At 41.8% G+C, this 21,991-nt stretch carries 11 protein-coding genes and 1 tRNA gene; 4 read left to right on the top strand and 8 right to left on the bottom strand.

The annotated features are described in order from the left end of the window. Window positions 1-272: 272 nt before the first annotated feature. The 5 genes from B1202_RS07295 to B1202_RS07315 form a co-directional block, all read right to left on the bottom strand. A complete protein-coding gene (locus tag B1202_RS07295; protein ID WP_078189911.1) occupies window positions 273-1,907 on the bottom strand; it encodes a flavin-containing monooxygenase in 1,635 nt (544 codons plus the stop codon). Window positions 1,908-1,909: 2 nt separating this feature from the next. Then, window positions 1,910-2,776, bottom strand: coding sequence for an SDR family NAD(P)-dependent oxidoreductase (locus tag B1202_RS07300; protein ID WP_078189912.1), 867 nt, complete (start codon window positions 2,774-2,776; stop codon window positions 1,910-1,912). An 11-nt stretch (window positions 2,777-2,787) separates the two neighbouring features. Next, complete coding sequence (locus tag B1202_RS07305) at window positions 2,788-3,744, bottom strand: metal-dependent hydrolase (RefSeq protein ID WP_078189913.1); 957 nt, start codon at window positions 3,742-3,744, stop codon at window positions 2,788-2,790. 237 nt (window positions 3,745-3,981) lie between these two features. After that, the gene (locus B1202_RS07310; protein ID WP_078189914.1) at window positions 3,982-5,421 is read right to left on the bottom strand and encodes a VWA domain-containing protein; all 1,440 of its coding nucleotides are present in this window, start codon (window positions 5,419-5,421) and stop codon (window positions 3,982-3,984) included. Next, window positions 5,409-6,911, bottom strand: a complete 1,503-nt coding sequence (locus tag B1202_RS07315) for an AAA family ATPase (RefSeq protein WP_078189915.1) — start codon at window positions 6,909-6,911, stop codon at window positions 5,409-5,411. The genes B1202_RS07310 and B1202_RS07315 overlap by 13 nt, the downstream gene beginning before the upstream one ends. 165 nt (window positions 6,912-7,076) lie before the next feature. Between B1202_RS07315 and B1202_RS07320 the strand changes: the two genes are divergently transcribed. Further along, window positions 7,077-7,589 carry a hypothetical protein gene (locus B1202_RS07320; RefSeq protein WP_078189916.1) on the top strand — a complete coding sequence of 171 codons (513 nt, stop codon included), beginning with the start codon at window positions 7,077-7,079 and terminating at the stop codon, window positions 7,587-7,589. Between the two features lie 375 nt (window positions 7,590-7,964). Next, complete coding sequence (locus B1202_RS07325; RefSeq protein ID WP_078189917.1) at window positions 7,965-9,590, top strand: NAD+ synthase; 1,626 nt, start codon at window positions 7,965-7,967, stop codon at window positions 9,588-9,590. Window positions 9,591-9,856: 266 nt separating this feature from the next. Here the strand turns inward: B1202_RS07325 and B1202_RS07330 are convergent. Then, window positions 9,857-9,933, bottom strand: a tRNA-Met gene (locus B1202_RS07330). Between the two features lie 167 nt (window positions 9,934-10,100). Between B1202_RS07330 and B1202_RS07335 the strand changes: the two genes are divergently transcribed. Together B1202_RS07335 and B1202_RS07340 are read left to right on the top strand one after the other, a co-directional pair. Then, entirely contained in the window at window positions 10,101-10,517 is a 417-nt protein-coding gene (locus B1202_RS07335; RefSeq protein WP_078189918.1) for a hypothetical protein, read from the top strand. A 293-nt stretch (window positions 10,518-10,810) separates the two neighbouring features. After that, window positions 10,811-11,251 carry a universal stress protein gene (locus B1202_RS07340; RefSeq protein ID WP_078189919.1) on the top strand — a complete coding sequence of 147 codons (441 nt, stop codon included), beginning with the start codon at window positions 10,811-10,813 and terminating at the stop codon, window positions 11,249-11,251. 110 nt (window positions 11,252-11,361) lie between these two features. On the opposite strand, the gene B1202_RS07345 is transcribed toward B1202_RS07340, so the two are convergent. Both B1202_RS07345 and B1202_RS07350 read right to left on the bottom strand, forming a co-directional pair. Then, window positions 11,362-11,679 (bottom strand): MGMT family protein, encoded by a 318-nt coding sequence (locus B1202_RS07345; protein ID WP_078189920.1) that lies wholly within the window; start codon window positions 11,677-11,679, stop codon window positions 11,362-11,364. A 72-nt stretch (window positions 11,680-11,751) separates the two neighbouring features. After that, window positions 11,752-21,714 (bottom strand): BapA/Bap/LapF family large adhesin, encoded by a 9,963-nt coding sequence (locus B1202_RS07350; RefSeq protein ID WP_078189921.1) that lies wholly within the window; start codon window positions 21,712-21,714, stop codon window positions 11,752-11,754. Between the last annotated feature and the right edge of the window lie 277 nt (window positions 21,715-21,991).

Genomic DNA, 21,991 nt, shown 5'->3' on the forward strand with positions numbered 1-21,991 from the left:
TTATGCTACTAGATTTATTTTGCACTATTGAACAGACCCATTTGACTGAATTTTCCAACTCAATCATTAGATAAAACGATGCCTCACAAGCTATAAAGTATGGTGTATATTGCTGAATGTATTTTAAATCGCCATTTTCTAGACAATCACACACTTTTTCATCAGATATCGTCATAAAAAAAAGCCTAATTCCACGTAGAAATTAGGCTGTAAACAAAAGGTTTAAATATTGATGATGCTTTATTTTGGCTTATCGAGTTAAGCGACTTTTATTAAGCAACCGTCTCATAGTCTGTCAAGTCCACCTGTTTAAGACGCTGCTTTAACTTTTTCAGTGACCACGGCCAAGCTGCAAAATTACGTCCATTGGCATCTAAGTAATAGCTCTTACAGCCGCCACTATTAAAGACTGTAGTCTGTAGATGTGTCTGTACTTTTGCATTGTGATAGGCCAATACGTTTGGCTTAATTTCAAGCCGCTGTATCTTCTCCTGTTTCATTTTTACCAAGGCATCGACGATATACCCAACCTGTGCTTCTGCAATCCCAATAAATGAGTCATAAACCAAAATATTTGGCCCGAGCACCAAGAAGGCATTAGGTACTTGCGCGATACTGGTACCCAAAAACGCTTCAGGAGAACTGTTTTTCCATAGTTCTGACAATAACTCCCCTTTGGCATTTTTTACGCGTTGCCCAATCGGTGGATGAGAAACTTCAAAACCTGTGCCCCAAATAATGACATCGACTTCATGACGTTCACCATTTGCAGCAATGACGGTATTACCCTCTATTTCAACTAAACCATGTGGTACAAGTTCGACATTGGCTTGCTGCAAAGCAGGATAATAGTTATTGGCAAATAAAAGACGCTTACAACCAATAGAAAAGTTTGGTGTTACTTTTTCACGTAATTCAGTATCTTGAATTTGTGTTTTTAACAACTGACGACCCAAATAATTCACTGGCTCTAATAGTGAAGGATTACGCAGGCCTAAATTAATACCATTTAATATACCGGCCACACTTTTTCGCCAAGTTTCCTGAACGCTCGGAAAGCGGGTAATCACGCCTTTTGCACGGTCATTTAGTGGTAAATCTGCTTTAGGTAACACCCATGGTGCGGTCCGTTGAAACACCACCACATTTTTGGCAATAGGTTGAATCTGAGGAATAAACTGAATCGCAGATGCCCCCGTACCAATTACTGCAATACGTTTATCTTTTAAGTCATAGGCATGGTTCCATCGCGCAGAATGGAACATTTCACCTTCAAAGCTTTCAATACCTTTAATTTTTGGAATTTGCGGTTCAGTAATCGGCCCAGTGGAAAAGATCACTGTTCTCGCTACATACTTACCTTTACTGGTCTCCAATTGCCATTGCTTTAATTGCTCATTCCATTCCGCTGCAATTAATTCACAATTGAACTGAATGTTGCGATACAGCGCATGCTGCTCCGCAACATCTTCTAAATAGTTCAGAATCTCAGGTTGCTTGGCAAATAAATGACTCCATTTATGACTCGGTGCAAATGAAAAAGAATACAAAGCCGAAGGAACATCACATCCACAGCCTGGATAGGTGTTGTCGCGCCATGTACCTCCCACGCGATTGGCTTTTTCTAAAACCACATAATCGGTATAACCCCGTTCATTCATTTGATGAGCTGCAGCTAAACCGGATATCCCCGCACCAATCACAATGGTATCGTAGACACGCACTTGATTTTCTATGCTTGGTTTTTCTAGGCTAGGTTCTGACTCTGCTTGGTCTTGTGCTGCTTTTTTAGCTTTGGCAGAAGACGATGCAGGACGACGTGCATTAGTATGTGCTGTGGGCTTTTTAGTTTGAGTTTTCTCTTGATCTAATGCTTTTACATCTTCGTCATGTAATTGTGTCGGCATGTTCATGCTTTTGCTCCCGACTTTTTAATATAGTTGTTAAATATGGGATAACCCACACCCAATAAGCGGGTATAGGTTTGCGGGGATAAACGCTTTAACCACCAAAATAATTTGGCATCAGGTTGCGGAATGGTATACAACTTCCCTGCATCTAAATTATTCAATGTCAAATTGACCACATCATGACTCGTCGTAAATGCATGATTCATCAGCAATTGATCAGCTAAGCCTGAATATCGATTGGGCAAGCGACCATTTTTCATAATATTGGTTGGCACCAAGGTTGGGCATAATACATTCACACGGATATTTGCCGATCGGAGCTCTGCCGATAAAGTTTCAGACAATGCCAACACACTCGACTTCGTCACGTTATATGCTGTCATTTCTGGTGCAGCAGTATATGCCGCAGCAGAAGCAACATTAATAATCGCGCCGCCTTGCTTATTTTGTTTCAGCTTGGGTACAAAATAATGGCAGCCATGCACCACACCCCACAAATTGACATGCATACACCACTGCCAGTCGTCTAAACTCAGCTCATCAAATTTACCACCCAGCCCGACGCCTGCATTGTTGATCACTAAGGTCACAGCATGTCCCATCAACTGCTCAGCTTGCTCTGACAGTGCTTTAACTTCTTCAGCTTTACCTACATCACACTGCACCGCATATGCGTTTGATGAGGTCATGGATTGAATTTGATCCACCGTTTCTTGCGCTGCATCTAAATGAATATCTGCACAGACCACAGTCCCGCCACGACGTGCCAACTCCAAAGCAAAGCTTCGTCCAATACCACTGCCTGCACCAGTGACGACCGCATAGGCATTTTCACTTGGCTTGTTCTTTTTTCCAAATAGACCCATGGTTTTTCCTTTTATCGTTTTAATGCTGGGGTAAATTCTTTGACAAAATAAGGTGTCAACACGCCATCAACAGGGTTCAACAAACGCTTTTTGTAATATTCAAGAAATGCAGAAGTGTCATGGTCATTCGGGTGAAAACTTGGTCTTAAATAGTCAAAAATGTGCCCGAGGCTGCTGCCATAAACACCATCTTTTAGACCAAAAATCAGTTGGAAACTACGCGGAACATCTTTCCAGTAGCTTAGGCTAATCAAGTTCGACGGTTTTCTGTAGAACGGGACAATCGAAGCACCAATTGAAATCAAACCCAAAATGGTAATTAATGCAGGGAAAAAGCCAGCAATACGTAAAGCATAATTACCTGATAATTCTTGATAGACATCATAGGCAATGTCTTTGTGTTCTGATTCTTCCAACATATGCCACATCCAAATGGCGCGTTGCTTTTCATCAATTGAACTAAAGAAAATTTCTTCATGATTCATCATGTATTCCGCAAGCACTGCGGTGAAATGCTCAATTGCCGCCATTAAAGATAATTTCATTGGCTGCGGCATACGCTCAAAGCCGTAAGCAAAAACATAATGTTCTAATTTTCTGAAAAATTGCACAGGTAGATTTCTTGCGCGATATGCTTCGTTCATTTCTTCATGCATACGTGAATGAATGGCCTCTTGCCCAATCAAAGACGTGACACGTTGTCTTAATACCGGATCTTGAATAAAGTCACGATGAAATCGAGCAGTATCGATCACCAAATCTTCGCCACGAGTTAAGAAAATAGACAATGACGCAAAATAAGCACTGGCCAATTCTGCATTCATATAAAATTTTGGATCAATTTTTTCTGGCTCAAAATCAAATTTCATATGACGAATAGGAACAACGGCAGACTGTTTGGTTGTGTCAAAGACAGGGCCTGCAAATACGCGTGCTAACGTTTTTTTTATCGGTTGAAAAGCGCTCATGATTTTGCTCTCAATTTGGGTGTTTCCCCTTCATTGACTTCATGTCGATTGAAGTAAAAACACATAGATTGAGGATCAAATTAAGTGAGATAGATCACTAGACCATTAGCAAAACCGACCTCTCGATTTGCAAAAATGCTCAAATATTTTCTTTGTCAGACAATCTTTAAAACATCGGTGTTGTATGGCTCAAAAGCTTATCATTAAAGGTCATGGCGTATTTTGAGTGAGTGATTATTATTGCATTTTTTGCACTTCACCGGTCGCAGATTGATAGACCCATTGATGATCAAACAGGCTGTCGTCTAAATGATCCAGTTTATAATTACCAATGGCCACAGCGTAGAATCCATTGCCCTGCTGCTTAAAATGTGTGATCTCTTGCATGAGTTCTTCAGTCAGTTGACCCATAATAAAGTCGGAAATTACCACCACATCGGCATGTACAAAATTCGGTTGTTTCAGCATGTCCACGGCATGATTCATCGCAGGGATAATATCGGTCCCCCCATGAAATGACTGCCCTAAAAAGTGAATGACATCATCCAAAGCACTATTATGCTGTAAATTCAGCGCAGTTAAATTGGTCGAGAAATTCACCAAATACATCGCTCGCTTTTCTTTTAGCGCTCGAATGGATAAATATAGACAAATCGCTTTGGAAATCAGTTCAGGTTGTCCATTCATTGAGCCACTGGTATCTAAGCAAACAATCATCGGGCCTTTTTGTCCGACTCGACGCTGTGTATGGCGTGGGTCTTCGATCACCCGTCCCTGTTGCTGACCGTGTCGATTAAAACTCATCAGGTTAGATTCTAAATATTTCAAATCAAATAAAACCTGCAAGTCTGGATCAGCTAATAGCGCCAACTCGCTAGGTAAAGCCATACTGAGTTCTTGCGCCAATTTAATTCCAGTAATTTCCTCTTGCGCCATCGGGGTATGGATGAGCTGCTGTGGCTCTTGTTCTAACTGAGCAGAAATACACTTACGTGGCATATTCGGCTGTGCGCTTCCGATCATTTGACATAGACGTTTAAGCGCCCGATCTTGCTCGAGATAATTCGCCCATTGCTCAAAGTTCTGTACATCGTGTTCAGTCAATTGCCCTTTGGAATAGTCCAGAAAAATCCCAGTTTCAAACCCGACGCCGTCATGGTGCTTGACCATTTTCGACAATGTCGCAAGATAATCTTTGATTTCATCTAAAAAGGCATCGCGTTGTAAACGGAGCTGTTCAAACTCCCAATGTGCAATGGCTTCGGTCAATTTGCGCTGCCATTTGCCTTTGAATAGTTCAATGTGTAATTGACGCTGCTGCTCGGTCAGCAACGACTGTTGGCTCTGTTGCCACATTTCAGTGAATTCAGGAATCCCCAAGGTTTGCATAAAGGCGGCATATTCAGTGTGGAATTGAACAAAATCACCCTGTTCCCAATGCTTTAACGCAAGCCAATGTTCCAATTGCTGCTGCGCCATTGCATAGGGATGCTGCTGATCTAAACTCGATTTTGCCTGAAAGGCCCATTCCTGAATTTTTTGATCGAGCTTTTTTGCAACTTTATGATCATCCAACCAATGTTTTAAGCTGGATTGTTTTAATTCATCATAAAGCTGCGAACTTAATTCATCGAGTGCCGATTGAGTTTGATGTCGTGTCGGTTTTAATTGCGACATAACTGTTCCAGACGCTCACAATCTTGCAATTGCAACTGATATCGTGCCAATTGCTGCTCAATAGATTGAATTAAATGTTGAATATCCTGTTCAGTGACAAAGACCGATTTAAACTGATGCTTTTGGCCATTAAAGCGTTCCGTTAACAAATCCAATTCTGTTTGAAACAGTGCTTTGAGCTGTTGAATTTCGTGTAACAGCTCATATTGGCTTTGTGCTGAAAGTGCGCTGCGTGGACTCCCTTTGGTATGTTTTATGTACGGCGTCACCACTTCTTCTAAGCCGTAATAGCCACCTTTTAACGTACACACTCTTGAACCATTAAAATTACATACGATGCCACGCACTTCTTCACCGGTATCATCTAAGGCAAAGAAGTCCTTTTTCGTATCCATTTTATCTAGTTCGAGATACAACACTTTATCTTTATAGTGTCGATCTAGATTGGTCACTGCACGTAAGTAGTCAGTGCCATGAATTAAATAACTCTCATAGACATCATCGGTATAATAAAAATGATTGAGCACCCGCTGTTCAAGTGCATCCTTCTCTGCCACATGCTGTTCGAACTGCAACCCATAATTTAAGCCATTTTCAGCCAATACTTCATCTATCTGCTGTGAAACAAATGCAATGTCTTCAGGCTGATTCCATAAGCAATGTTTTAAAATTAATAAATCACTCAAAATCACTGATGGACGATCATTTAAAAATGCACAGGTTTTGACTAAATAAGCCACACGTTGCCAACGACGGTCAGAGACATAGACCACGTGATCTTCAAAGTTATGGTTGAGTCGAGTTTTAAGTTGATCAAACAAATTTAAAATCGAAGCGGGTAAATCCACCTGATAAATCTGCTCCCGCCAATCTTGCAACTCCGCTTTTTTTATTTTTAAGGTCGTATCAACCTCAACACTGACTTGACTCGGCTTGGTCTGTAATAGTGCATGAAAGTTTTCTGCAACAGCAATCGGCGGCACTTCTAAGCGCAAAATAAAACGATCATATAAGGCATCTAAACCTTGATTCGGTTCGGGAATTTCATTCGATGCACTGACTAAAACATTCAATGGAACTTTTTGGACAATGTCACCATTTTTAAAACTCCGCTCATTCACCAAGGTCAGTAAAGTATTTAAAATCGCAGGGCTGGCTTTCCAAATTTCATCTAAAAAAGCAAAATCTGCCCGTGGTAAATAATGTTCTGTTTTACGAATATATTGATCTTCTTTTAAGGCTTTAATCGATACTGGGCCAAAAATTTCTTCCGGCGTACTGAAACGATTCATCAAATATTCAAAATAGTCATGGACTTCAAAAGCCGAGGCGATTCGACGCGAAATCAAACTTTTTGCTGTACCGGGCAAACCATATAAAAAGGTATTCATGCCCGCAACACCAGCCAATAAACTCAAAGCAATAATCTGCTCACGTTCATACATATTTTTGCTAATTTCAGAAATTAAAGTATTGATCCGTGCTTGCATCTGACTATCTGTTTGACCGAAAACTAAATTGTAACGCCCTGACCGATTTTTCGCTGTAGCAGATGCAAAAATATCGTTTTTTAAATACAGTGCTACAGCGTGATGCCGTATTTTCAGGTTATAGTAAAAATGTACATTCCTTTGGAACTTTAGACACCTTTCATCATGTTGCCTTTCTTTCACACGCTCATCCGACTATTAAAACTTGAAGGTTTTAAATATCGATCTCTCACGGCAGGTGAAATATCCATGTGTCGCAGTGTGTTTGGGGATTTGATTCAATATGAGCAAGTGAAAGTGATGAATCATCCTTTTCTGCCTTGGCAATCGGCGCATGTGGTCATGGCGCCTCAGGGGTATATCCATGCACGAAATTTACTGTTTAAAGCGGACTATGCCAAAGCGTCTTTAGGATATCGTGCCCTGTTTATTCATGAGATGGCCCATGTTTATCAATACCAGCAGCAGATCAATGTTTTGGGTCGGGGTGCTATTTTACAGATGGCGTATTTCTTCAGTTTTAAAAAATATAATCCATACCGCTATACCCTCAAACCACACAAAGCATTTTTTGACTACAACATTGAGCAACAAGGCGACATTGCTCGTGACATCTATTTAAAGCGAATTAAAAATATTATTTTATATCCAGAACTTGTTCATCACATTGAGCTGTAAAGCGTCCATGCTCTGTGGCGAATATTTTTAGATAAAATTGAATATCGCCTGATCATTCTATTTCACACTATTGCTCGACCATTGACGCTATTTTAAGTACAAAAAAACAGCATTAATATTTACTTTATGGCACATAAGCTCAGCTAGGCTTTTAAAAGCTATGAATACCTCTAGTATCTCGCTTAAATTCAGATAAAATAGGCTCACCTTATTTTTTTGCTTTGCATCAAAACAAGTGAATTATCATACGATGATGGTGTTTTGTTTTCGCCTTTCGGCAGTATTTTTCGTATCTAAATACACTCGCTGAATAATCACAATAATACAAATCAGTGTGTTAAGTGTATTCACCTATAGGAATAGGATTTAGTTGGAATGAATAGTTTTAAAATTGCACTTGCTCAGTTCTCTCCGCATATTGGTAACCTAGAATCAAACGCAGCAAAAATGCTTCAACAAGCCAATGCTGCAAAAGAACAGAACGCAGATATTATTGTTTTTCCGGAACTTTCTACAGTTGGTTATCCTGCTGAAGATTTATTATTACGTCCAAGTTTAAATAAACGTACACAGCAAGCTTTTGAACAATTAGCGAGCATTAAGGACATCGTTTTAGTCTTTGGTTTTGTGAATCAAACTGAAGATGGTCAGCGCTATAACTCTGCTGCTGTCATGAAAAATGGTCAAGTTCTCGGGATTTACAATAAACAAAATCTTCCAAACTATAGCGTTTTTGATGAAAAACGTTATTTCAGTGAAGGTCATCAACACCTAGTCTTTGAATATTTAGGTCATAAGTTTGGTGTGTTGATTTGCGAAGATGTTTGGGCATTACCAACGGTTCAACAGCTTGCTCAGTTAAATGTTGAAACCGCTTTGGTGTTGAATGCTTCACCTTATGAAGTTGGTAAACCACAGCATCGCATTGAAACCATGGCTGCATTGACCAAACAATTGAACATCAATTTGGTTTACTGTAACCAAGTCGGCGGTCAAGATGACCTTGTCTTTGATGGCACAAGCTTTGTGATGAACAATTCAGGTGAAGTTGCGTTGCAAGCACCGAGTTTTGTTGAAGATCTATATATCGCAGAATACGATGCTGAACAAAAAGCCTTTAAAACAGGTGCAATCACCCCTGTATTAAATACCATGGCTGAAATCTACCAAAGCCTTGTGATCGCAACACGTGACTACGTACAACGTTCAGGCTTCCCAGGTGTGATTTTAGGCCTTTCAGGTGGTATTGACTCAGCATTAACTTTAGCGATTGCTGCCGACGCGATTGGCGCCGATAAAGTTCAAGCGGTCATGATGCCATATACTTATACTGCACAAATCAGTGTTGAAGATGCGGCTGAACAAGCCAAAAATATGGGTGTGACTTTTGGTATTGCCGAAATCAACCCGATTGTGAATGGCTTCATGCAAACCTTGTTCCCTTTCTTTGGCGATGCACCGACTGATGCGACTGAAGAAAACTTACAAGCGCGTTCTCGCGGTACATTGTTAATGGCCTTATCGAACAAGTTCGGCAATTTAGTCCTTTCTACAGGGAACAAGTCTGAATTATCTGTTGGCTACTGCACATTGTACGGTGACATGGTCGGTGGCTTTGCGGTTCTTAAAGACGTTTATAAAACGATTGTATTTGAACTAGCAAAATACCGTAACAGCATTTCAGAAACACCAGTGATTCCTGAACGTGTAATTACTCGCCCACCTTCTGCGGAACTTCGTCCAGATCAGAAAGACCAAGACTCATTACCTGAATACGAAGTATTAGATGCCATCTTGTATGCGTATATCGAAGAAGACATGAGTCAAGATGACATCATTGCCAAAGGTTTTGATGCTGAAGTCGTGAAAAAAGTCATCCGTTTGGTTGATCTAAACGAATACAAACGTCGCCAAGGCGCGATTGGTCCACGTATCAGCTCACGTGCATTTAGCCGTGAACGTCGCTACCCGATCGTGAATGGTTGGAAACCGGGTATCTAATTACTCGATTCAAATCAAAAAGCCCAGTTCTATCACTGGGCTTTTTTATAGGCGCAAAATACGCAGCAATAAAAATAAAAAAATAATTGAGAGGTGTATTTCAAAATTTATACGATTAAAAAATGCCGTCAAAGATTAAAGCTCTCTTTTATTTTTAAATAATTATCGTGAACAGATCAATTTATTAGTGCTGTAATTGTTTCAATCTATTTGACTTTTTCTAGGCACAAAAAAAGAGACCAAGCTGAGAGCTTGGTCTATAAAAATGGTGGCTATGACGAGACTTGAACTTGTGACCCCCGCATTATGAGTGCGGTGCTCTAACCAACTGAGCTACATAGCCGTAAACTGTGGTGGCATTATCTAGATTTCACACATTATCGTCAAGCATTTTTGTTCGCAATTGTTCAGAGTTTAAACAAGCAAAGTTCAAGATGTTACTATTTAAGCAAATCATGCTATTTTTAGCCCTAATTACTATATTTTTTGATTAAAAATTAGAGTTTTATCATGCAATTCAATTCGATAAAAAAAACCTGTCTGACCCTCAGCCTTGCCGTCATGACCTTGTCGGGCTGCCAAATCGTCTCGCCTATTTTTGTTGACTACTATGGTGTGCGACGTGATGTGGCGACTTGGATTAATAAACAGCCTTTATTGAGCATGCAACAAAAGCGCAGCATGGCTCAACTTAGCCGAGCACAGCAACCAATCATTCGTCTCGACTTCAATGATCAGGAGAAGTTAGTCAGTGTTGCGCGCGCTAATGAAGCTGCGATGTATTGTGCCAATCAGCATTTATCAGCACGACAGATTCAACGCCTGCAAAAACAGATCTTCCCTGAAGATGCGTTGCATAAATTAAGCTTGCTTGAGCAACAAGCGTTGCATATCACCCTGACAGAGCAAGAGAAACGGTGTGATTGAAACCATGTCCACTGATGGATGAATTATCTAGGCTCAATTTTTTCAGCACCAAATTGTCTTACAATCTAGACATAGCTGCTTACATTATTGAGCATTTTTGCTATCGCTAAGCGAGGTGAAAACAAGTCTATATTTTTGCAATATTTTTATTGCAAAATTCACAATATCCTTATGAATTTACTTGGTTTTATTCCCAAATAAAAAAGCGTATGATGAAACTATGATCAATGTAAATAGCGCTTTTTTTCAGGTTTTTCCATCCAAATTCAATTGATCAGATAAGGAGAAATAAGATGGCTTTAAATAATATTTTAGTTCCAGTGGACGGTTCAGAAACTTCTTATGCTGCGGTGGCTAAAGCTGTCGAGTTTGCAAAAACTTTTGGCAGTAAAATTACTGTGGTTCAAGTACTGACGCTCGATCCATATATTGCTGCAGAGTATATTTCAGCAGCACAAACCAATGATTTAATTGAACGTGCTCGTGCATCGATTTTAAATACACTTGAAGAAGCAAAAGCGAAATTTTCAACTGAAGGTGTCACTGTTGAAACTCGCTTACTTGAAGGTCAAGTGGTGCATACAGAACTGGTTAAAGCTGCAGAAGAAACACATGCGGACTTGATTATTATTGGTTCACATGGCCGTACAGGGATCAAAAAATTCTTCTTGGGCAGCGTAGCTCAAAGCGTACTGGGTGCTTCAGACATTCCTGTTTTGGTTGTGCGCAAATAAGCCATTAGATTTATAGCGTGAAATAAAAAGCCTTCTGATCCTAGAGGGCTTTTTTATTGACTGCTTCATCAATTATAAAATTAAAATTCTATGTTTAAGGCAAGAATTTTTTAAGCTAACCATTGATATTGTTTCAATGAGATGCGTCCATTCACCACAAAGACATTTTCAGCTGCCAATTTCAATTGCTGAATTTTTTCGCCTTTTTCATTGCAACGCTGCGTGCTGATTTTTCCCTGAGCATTGACCACCCGATGCCATGGAATCGTTGATGTTGCATCTAGATGCTTAAGTACATAGCCAACCAGTCGTGCATGCTTCGGTAAACCCGCTAATTTGGCAACTTGTCCATAAGTGGCAATCTTTGCTTGCGGTATCAATTGAATGACCGACAAAATTTGTGTTGCCAATTCATCACTCTGCTTCATCTGATCTCCTTTGAGCCGCATAAAAAAAGAGAACCCGAAGGTTCTCTTTGATTAATACTTAATTTTGACAGATTAGTACAGTAATTGGTTGTGATCGATTAAGTCTTGCAAAGTCACATCGGTATTTTTCAAAGTGAGTAATTCAACTTTATCACCAAATTTAGACCCTGTTCCATCACGATCAATACTGATCACAGTGTTGCCCTTGCCATCAGATTTCACCGAAACAAACTGATCAATATTCGACTGATTGACATTTTGACCTTGTAACAAGGCTTTGATATTCACTTTATCGCCTTCAGACGCATTAAAGTCATTCCAAGTATCATGCCCATTACCGCCCGTAGCATCGGCTTGATCCAATACTTTATAAATAACCGTATCAATGCCCGCTTTGGTGGTGAATTGATCATTGCCCGCAGTGCTGGTGATTTCATCGTTACCAACACTTCCTGTGAAGTTCACACCTGCTTTAATGGTCAAGGTTGCCGCTGAAATATCACCATTTGGCGCAACCAGTTTATACGTAAACTGTTCTGCTGCACCTGAGGTAAGATTCGTATCTTTAAGGGTATAGGTGTAACTACCATCTGATTTCACCACCATTTCGCCATATTTCGCCGTAATGGTTGTACCCGTAGAACTCACTTGGGTAAAGGTTAAGCCACCATCATTAGACACATACAAATCTGTATATTTCGAAGCGACAGTATCAACACCAAATCCATCATTATCGGTTAATAAATTGCCTTTAGTTGCAGCATTCGCAGCAGATTTTACGGTAAAGCTATCAAGGTCAATAATGCTCCGTGAAATGACCGCCGATACACTGCCGCCCAAGCTTATGCCTTTATTGGTTACGGCTTGAATCGTATAGGTTCCTGCTTTCAATCCAGTGACCGTGACAGAATTACCATTTGGTAGTAGACCAATAACATCAACAACTGTTGAAGCACCCGAAGTCGCAACCAATTTACCTTTTTCATCGTAGACATTAATCGTGGTATTACCCAGTAATGAAACCAGTTGTGAAGAACCAAAGTCAACTTTGATGTTCTCTACCGTACCATCTGCAACGGTAATTTTGGTCGAACCTGCTTTCGTCCCACCAAATCCAATCGACCAACTGTAGCTAATTGAACTTGAATTACCTGTAGATACGGTATTCGATGCATCAAAACCAATCATGTCAACATTGTTGGTAGCAACAACTGTACTAGCATGATCTTTTGGCTCTGCTGCATTCCAGTTCAATGCCAAATCGCTTTGCGTTCCAATGTGAATTATCAGGTCAGCACTACTTGCTTTGCCCGAAACTGGATCAACTACGGAATAGCTAAACACTTCTGCCTTACCAATCGCTGTGACATCAGCTTTCGGTTTATAGATATACGAGCCATCTTGATGAATGGTCAATGTGCCATAGTTCCCTTTGATTATGGTCGTACCATTGATCAATTGGCCATTGATACTATTGACGATTGAACCTGCAGGAACAGTATCTTGACCATAAAGTGCATCATGATCTGTGATGACATTGCCTTTGGCTTCTTCTACATGACTCACTTCTGGTTCTACTGAAGTATCAAACACTTTTAACGATAGATTTGCACTGACCGATGTTGCAAGACCAATTGCTGAACCACCGACAAACTCAAACTTATATTCGCCAGATTGTAAGTTTTTCGCGCGTACAGCCGTTTCTTCGCCAAAGATGCCGATAAAATCTAATAAACCATAGTCCTTATTCGACGCGATCAGCTTCCAGCTACCATCGGCATTTTTCACAAATAGTCGCATTTCCGCTTTATCAAACAGGTTGATCAATGAACCTGTATGTACACTGATCGTTGCCTCACCAACTTCTTGATCCCCGATGGAGAAGTAACCTGTGTGTACTTTTGAACCAATATTAATCAGATCAAAAACGTTGAATAGTTTATTGGTACGGACTTCTTCAACTGGATATTCAAAGTTGATGTTGGCATTAACCAAATTATCCGCCGCGTGAATGCTAACCGTTGGCGCGATTAATTCTTGAGGTGCAGACTCCCCACCATCATCTTTCGCAGTCACTAAAATGTGCTGACCATCTGTCACTGCTGGCTGTAAGACAACTTTGAAATTGCCTTCAAGATCAGCAATTGCGGTGCCTAGAATGGTTTTAGCATCTGCAGCATACACAGTGATATCCGAACCCGCTTCAGCATGACCTGTGACCACAGCACCTTGACTATCTAAAGCTGCAAATGGTGTTGCTGGTGCGTACAAGTCTGGCGCCAATGCTGGTGTAGCTAAAGATTCGCCACCTGCATCTTTTGCTGTCACTTTCACTTGCTCGCCATCCACAAGTGCAGGTACAAGTGCAATTTGATAATGACCATTGGCATCCGCAGTCGCTGTACCCAATGGGGTTGTGCCTTTGCTACCACCGTAAACGGTAACAATGGCAAAAGCTTCTGTCACACCTTCCACAGCAGAACCTGTTGCATTGACTTTCGCTGTCGGCGCATCAGGGGCAAATAGATCTGGGGCTTGCGCTGTGATTGCTGCTGATTCACCGCCTGCATCTTTCGCCGTGACTTTTACTTGCTCACCATCCACCAAAGCTGGCTGAAGTTGAACGCTATATGTCCCATTAGCATCGGCTACAGCCGTCCCAAGCTTTTGCTTCGCATCAGAGGCATATACCGTCACTTCAGAACCCGGTTGAGCTTTACCAAAGACAGTAGAGCCATCTTTTTGGTTCACTTCCGCAGTTGGAATTACCGGCATAGTTGCATCCATTAAATCATCTGATGCATAACCTTGATTCCCTGCTTGATCTGTAGCAGTCGCTGTATATGTGCCTTCTGCTGCTGTTGCCGGAACTTGTGCGATGAAATGACCATTAGCATCGACAGTGACATCTATATCTTTGCCTTGTGGATCAGTTATAGAAACTTTCGCACCTGATTCAGTTTTACCTGTAATGGTTGCAGAGCCATCTGGATTTGATGTGACTTTAAAATCATCGATCTGCGGTGCAACTTGGTCATCTAGCTCTGCTGTTGCAGAACCTTGATTTCCTGCTTGATCGGTTGCCGTTGCGGTATAGGTACCTTCTGCAGCAGGCGTTGGAATCGTTGCTGTAAACTGACCGTTGGCATCAACAGTTGCAGGATAGGTTTGACCGTCTGGCGTAGTGATTTTAACGCTTGCAACCGGTTCAGTTTTACCTGTTACCGTTGCAGAACCATCGGCATTTGCCTGAACTTCTAGATCAGCAATCTGCGGTGCAACTTGGTCATCTAGATCTGCTGTTGCAGAACCTTGATTTCCGGCTTGATCTGTTGCTATTGCAGTATATGTACCTTCTGCAGCAGGTGATGGAATCGTTGCTGTGAATTGACCATTGGCATCCACGCTAGCAGGATAGGTTTGACCGTCTGGCGTAGTGATTTCAACGCTTGCACCCGGTTCAGTTTTACCTGTCACCGTTGCAGAACCATCGGTATTTGCATCAACTTCTAGATCAGCGATCTGTGGTGCAATTTGGTCATCTAGATCTGCCGTTGCAGAACCTTGATTTCCGGCTTGATCAGTGGCTGTTGCGGTATATGTACCTTCAGAAGCAGGTGATGGAATCGTTGCTATAAACTGACCATTGGCATCCACGCTAGCAGGATAGGTTTGACCGTCTGGCGTAGTGATTTCAACGCTTGCACCCGGTTCAGTTTTACCTGTTACCGTTGCAGAACCATCGGCATTTGCCTGAACGTCAATGCTGACATCAGCAGTGCTATCAATTGTCGTACTTGTCGTTGCTTTTTGACTTGAATTACCAGCCGCATCTTTCGCAATCGCCTCAATATGATAGAGACCATTTGTCAGGTTTGATGTTGCTTGGTAACTCCAGTTGCCTTGAGCATCAACAAGTGCCTGTCCTGTTTCAACAACATTTCCAAGTTGATCTTTCACATTGACGGTAACAGTTACACCTTTTTCAGTTTTTCCACTAAAACTTGGAGATGGATCTGTAATAACATCGACATCATGAATTTCAATAAGTGGTGGAATGGTATCGACAATAAATTGTTTCGTTGACGGCGCACTGATATTACCAGCGATATCTTTCGATATAGCTTCTAAGGTTAATAATCCCTCTGGTAAAGCAACCGATGGTGTATAAGTCCACTTACCTGTTGCCGTATCAAGTTTCGCTAAGCCTGAATCCAATAATTTATTTTCAGCATCATAAATATTGATCTGAACTTCAGTACTCTTGCTCGATGTGCCCGAGAAAGTCTGTTTATTGTTGTTGGTCTGTGGAATTGACGGTGTAGATAACGTCGTCGCTCGCATAGCAAATGTAGCGAGTGGAGCCACTGCTGGAGCTGCAAAGAAATCAAAATCATCAATATCAACAGTTGGCGGAGTCGTATCGATTTCAAATCCGTCATTTGCTTCAGCTGTGTTACCTGCTTTGTCCATTGCAATCGCAACAGCCTTATATTCACCATCATCTAAATTACGAGGAGGTGTAAATGTCCATGCGCCGTCTGCAAATACACTTGCTTGTCCTTCAAATTTCACCACGCCTGCAAAGTCTTTAATATATACATAGACCGATGCACCCGGCTCAGTTTCTCCACTGATCGTTGGTGTTTGATCATTTGTAATGATTAGATCATCGATAGTAATGGTCGGTGCTGTGCTATCGACACTTGCCACGCTATGTGAAGCTGTTGCTGCTTGGCCGGCATTGCCTGCCGCATCGCTATAGCTACCTGCAGCAATATCCAGTTTAACGGTCGCTGCACTACCATCGTTGCCATTCGCCACGACTTTAGCAGTCCAACTACCATCGGTTTGTTGTGCTAAGTCGTTGAGTTTGCCACCAGTAACCTGTACATCGTCTGCATCAAAGCCAATGACTTTTTCACTAAAGCTGATTTTCACATCACCATTGTCGGCAATCGTAATTGTTGCTGTTGGTGCTGTGCTATCGATACTTGCCACGCTGTGCGAAGCTGTTGCTGCTTGACCAGCATTGCCTGCCGCATCACTATAACTGCCTGCCGCAATATCGAGTTTCACGGTCGCAGCACTGCCATCGTCGCCATTCGCCACGACTTTAGCAGTCCAACTGCCATCGGCTTGTTGTGCCAAGTCGTTGAGTTTACCGCCAGTGACCTGCACATCGTCTGCATCAAAGCCAACGACTTTTTCACTAAAGCTGATCTTCACATCGCCATTGTCGGCAATCGTAATCGTTGCTTTTGGTGCTGTGCTATCGATACTTGCTACGCTGTGTGATGCTGTCGCGGATTGACCGGCATTGCCTGCCGCATCACTATAACTGCCTGCCGCAATATCGAGTTTAACGGTCGCAGCACTACCATCTGTGCCATTCGCCACGACTTTAGCAGTCCAACTACCATCGGCTTGTTGTGCTAAGTCTATGAGTTTGCCACCAGTAACCTGTACATCGTCTGCATCAAAGCCAACGACTTTTTCACTGAAGCTGATCTTCACATCACCATTATCCGCAATCGTAATTGTTGCTGTTGGTGCTGTGCTATCGACACTTGCCACGCTATGTGAAGCTGTCGCGGCTTGACCTGCATTGCCTGCCGCATCGCTATAACTGCCTGCAGCAATATCGAGTTTCACGGTTGCTTCACTGCCATCGTTGCCATTCGCCACGACTTTAGCAGCCCAACTGCCATCGGCTTGTTGTGCTAAGTCTTTGAGTTTGCCACCAGTGACCTGTATGTCGTCTGCATCAAAGCCAACGACTTTTTCACTGAAGCTGATCTTCACATCACCATTATCAGCAATCGTAATTGTTGCTTTTGGTGCTGTGCTATCGATACTTGCTACGCTGTGTGATGCTGTCGCGGATTGACCAGCATTGCCTGCTGCATCGCTGTAACTGCCTGCAGCAATATCGAGTTTAACGGTCGCAACACTACCATCGTTGCCATTCGCCACGACTTTAGCAGTCCAACTGCCATCGGCTTGTTGTGCCAAGTCTTTGAGTTTGCCGCCAGTAATTTGAACATCGTCTGCATCAAAGCCAACGACTTTTTCACTGAAGCTGATTTTCACATCGCCATTGTCGGCAATCGTAATCGTTGCTTTTGGTGCTGAACTATCAACAGTCACTTGGGTCTTCACATCATCACTGATGTTGCCAGCTTTGTCTTTTGCATTTGCAGTAACTTGGTATGCACCATCCGTTAAATTTGCCTTAACGCTATAGCTCCAATCACCTTTCGCATCAACTGTCGCGGTGCCAGTCTCGACAACATCTCCGTTCGGCTTTTTAACTGTAACCGTCACGGTAGAACCAATTTCAGTTTTGCCTTTTACATCAGGAGTTACATCATTGGTGAGTACTGCATTTTGGATTTCAATTACTGGATCAGTGATATCAATCACGAAGGTTTTAGATGCTGGGCTACTAATGTTACCGGCTGCATCTTTTGATACAGCTTCAAGTACATAATAGCCTTCGAGCAATTCATTCGCTGGCGTGTAGGTCCATTTACCTGTAGCGGTGTCGAGTTTCGCTAGTCCTGAATCGATAACTTTATTATTGGCATCACGCAGGTAAACCGTCACTTCTACACTTTTGGTTGAAGTTCCAGAGAATGTTGGCTTCGTTTGATTAGTCTGCGGAACGTTTGTAGGCACGCTTAATGTGCTGACACGAGAAAATGCTGCAGCAAAATTCGATGTACCAAATAAATCGTCAATATCAACCGTCGGTAAAGTGGTATTAACCGTTCCCGTTTCTGTCTGTTGATTACCAGCAGCATCTGTTGCGGTCACAGTCACTGTATAATCAGCTTCGGCAACAGGTGAATCTGGAGTAAATGTCCAAGTACCATCTTTTACCGTTGTCGTGCCAGCAATATCCTTGCCATTTGAATCTTGTACTTGGATTTGAATATTCGCATCTTCATTCACTGTACCGGTAAAATTAGGTTCTTTAAAATCGTCAATCGTGACAATTGGTGCTGTAGCATCTATTGTAAATGATGTGTCTGTGGCACGACCTGTATTACCAGCAGCATCTGTAGCAATGGCCTCAACCGAGTATTCTCCATCAATCAGGGTTTTATCAGCACGATAACTCCACTGATCACCGATGACCTCAGCCTTTCCTTGATTAACAATTTCGCCTTTACTATCTCTAATTACAACGCTAACGTCAGTGCCAGCTTCTGTTTTACCTTTAAATGAAGGCATTGAATCCTGAGTTAAAGTTGTATCTTCAATAGATATTTCAGGATTAATCGTATCTTTTGCACCAATCACGGTAGTTGGATCAGAAGTATTGCCTGCTGCATCTTTTGCTGTCACTTGGGCTGTTTCACCATCGGTCACTGCAGGCGATACAGGGATTTCAAACTCACCTAAACTATTTGCAGTACCTGAACCAATTAATTTGCCATTTTCATCACGAACTTCAACTTTTGCACCCGGCTCAGTTTTACCCGTTACAGCTGTGCCGTCTGCATTTAATGTTGCGTCAGGTGATGCTGGTTTTAAAGTATCTTTACCACCGGTTACGGTAGTTGGATCAGAGGTATTTCCTGCTGCATCTTTAGCCGTCACTTTTGCAGTTTCACCATCGGTCACTGCTGGTGATACCGTGATTTCAAATTCACCTAGACTATTTGCATTTCCTGAACCAATTAATTTGCCATTTTCATCGCGCACTTCAACTTTTGTACCCGGCTCAGTTTTACCCGTTACTGTCGTGCCGTCTTCATTTAAAGTTGCATTAGGCGCATCAGGTTTGGTCGTGTCTTTTGCCGTAGCTTCTGTAGGTTCTGACTTATTGCCTGATTTATCTGTCACTGTGACATCAACAGTTTCACCATTGGTTAATGGATCTTTAAGTTCAACATCAAAATTACCTGATGAATCCACTGTACCCGTGCCAATGACTTTGCCATCTTGATCTTTCACTTCTACCGTAGTACCCGGCTCACCTTTACCTGTGACATGTTCACCATCATCTGTTATGACCACATCTTTAGGTGCGTCAGGTTTGGTCGTGTCTTTACCACCTGTTACGGTAGTTGGATCAGAGGTATTTCCTGCTGCATCCTTTGCTGTCACTTGGGCAGTTTCACCATCGGTTACTGCAGGTGATACAGAGATTTCAAACTCACCTAGACTGTTTGCTGTTCCTGAACCAATTAATTTGCCATTTTCATCACGAACTTCAACTTTTGCACCCGGCTCAGTTTTACCCGTTACTGCCGTGCCGTCTTCATTTAAAGTTGCGTCAGGCGATGCTGGTTTTAAAGTATCTTTACCACCGGTTACGGTAGTTGGATCAGAAGTATTTCCTGCTGCATCTTTTGCTGTCACTTTGGCAGTTTCACCATCAGTCACTGCTGGTGATACAGGAATTTCAAACTCACCGAGACTGTTTGCTGTTCCTGAACCAATTAATTTGCCATTTTCATCACGGACTTCAACTTTTGCATCCGGCTCAGTTTTACCCGTTACTACTGTGCCGTCTGCATTTAATGTTGCGTCAGGCGATGCTGGTTTTAAAGTATCTTTACCACCTGTTACGGTAGTTGGATCAGAGGTATTTCCTGCTGCATCCTTTGCTGTCACTTTGGCAGTTTCACCATCAGTCACTGCAGGCAATACAGGGATTTCAAATTCACCGAGACTGTTTGCAGTTCCTGAACCAATTAATTTGCCATTTTCATCGCGCACTTCAACTTTTGCACCCGGCTCAGTTTTACCCGTTACTACCGTGCCATCTGCATTTAATGTTGCATTAGGTGCATCGGGCTTGGTCGTGTCTTTTGCAGTAGCTTCCGTCGGTTCTGACACATTACCTGCTTTGTCTGTCACAGTGACTTCAACAGTTTCACCATTGGTTAAAGGATCTTTAAGTTCAACATCAAAATTACCTGATGAATCCACTTTACCTGTGCCAATGACTTTGCCATCTTGATCTTTTACTTCTACCTTAGTACCCGGCTCACCATTACCTGTGACATGTTCACCATCATCGGTGATCACCACATCTGTAGGCGCTTCAGGTTTGGTCGTATCTTTACCACCTGTCACTGTAGTTGGATCAGAAGTATTTCCAGCTGCATCTTTTGCTGTCACTTGGGCTGTTTCACCATCGGTCACTGCAGGCGATACAGGGATTTCAAACTCACCTAAACTATTTGCAGTACCTGAACCAATTAATTTGCCATTTTCATCACGAACTTCAACTTTTGCACCCGGCTCAGTTTTACCCGTTACTACCGTTCCATCTGCATTTAATGTTGCATTAGGTGCATCGGGCTTGGTCGTATCTTTTGCAGTCGCTTCTGTCGGTTCTGACTCATTGCCTGCATTATCTGTCACAGTCACATCAACAGTTTCACCATTGGTTAATGGATCTTTAAGTTCAACATCAAAGTTCCCTGATGAATCCACTGTGCCTGTGCCAATGACTTTGCCATCTTGATCTTTCACCTCTACCGTAGTACCCGGCTCACCTTTACCTGTGACATGTTCACCATCATCGGTGATCACCACATCTTTAGGCGCGTCCGGTTTAGTCGTATCCTTAGAACCACCAGAAGAATCAGATCCACCACCAATAGCTGCACCCAATAAACCAGCGCCACCAGCTCCCGCAATCCAAGGTAAAATTACACCCGTCAAAGAATCGTTATAAAGCAGCGGTTCAATTTCATCTAAAGGCTGATACTGAATAACATCCGCAATATCACCATTTGCTGTTGTAAATTTTGCCCAATACAATGTGCCGTCTTCATCCTCAAACACCAAACTATTATCTGGTGTCGCCTCACTAAAATAGTTTTGTACAGTAATCACTTCCCCATTTTTTAAGGTGATTATTGCGTCAGCACCATTCTTTGTAATTGAAGCAACATCCTCTTTCGGGATTTTGACGACGATGACAGAATTTTCTATAAGCCCCACTTGATTGGATTCAACTTGATCCAAAACTTTATGACTTTCTTTAGAAATGACAGAAATTTGCGGCATAGGTAAAACCTCATTTATTTGTATTAGGGCCGTTTTTATGTTTTTTAGTTTTGTAATGAATTGTTGGTACTTAATAATTTCTTTAATTACAACTCATTAAAAACGAATTTTTAATTGTGTGCGTTATATCACGCTTTGTATTTATTTTGCACAATTGCTTGAATATTGTATTATTTTTATCAATAGGCTCAGATTTTAGATCCATCTTTATACAAGTAATAACAAACACTTATTTATGTGATGCAAGTCACAATAATACCGATGAATGACCAGTCAT

The sequence above is a fragment of the Acinetobacter amyesii genome, from assembly GCF_002018365.1.
In the GTDB taxonomy this organism is placed as follows: Bacteria; Pseudomonadota; Gammaproteobacteria; order Pseudomonadales; family Moraxellaceae; genus Acinetobacter; species Acinetobacter amyesii.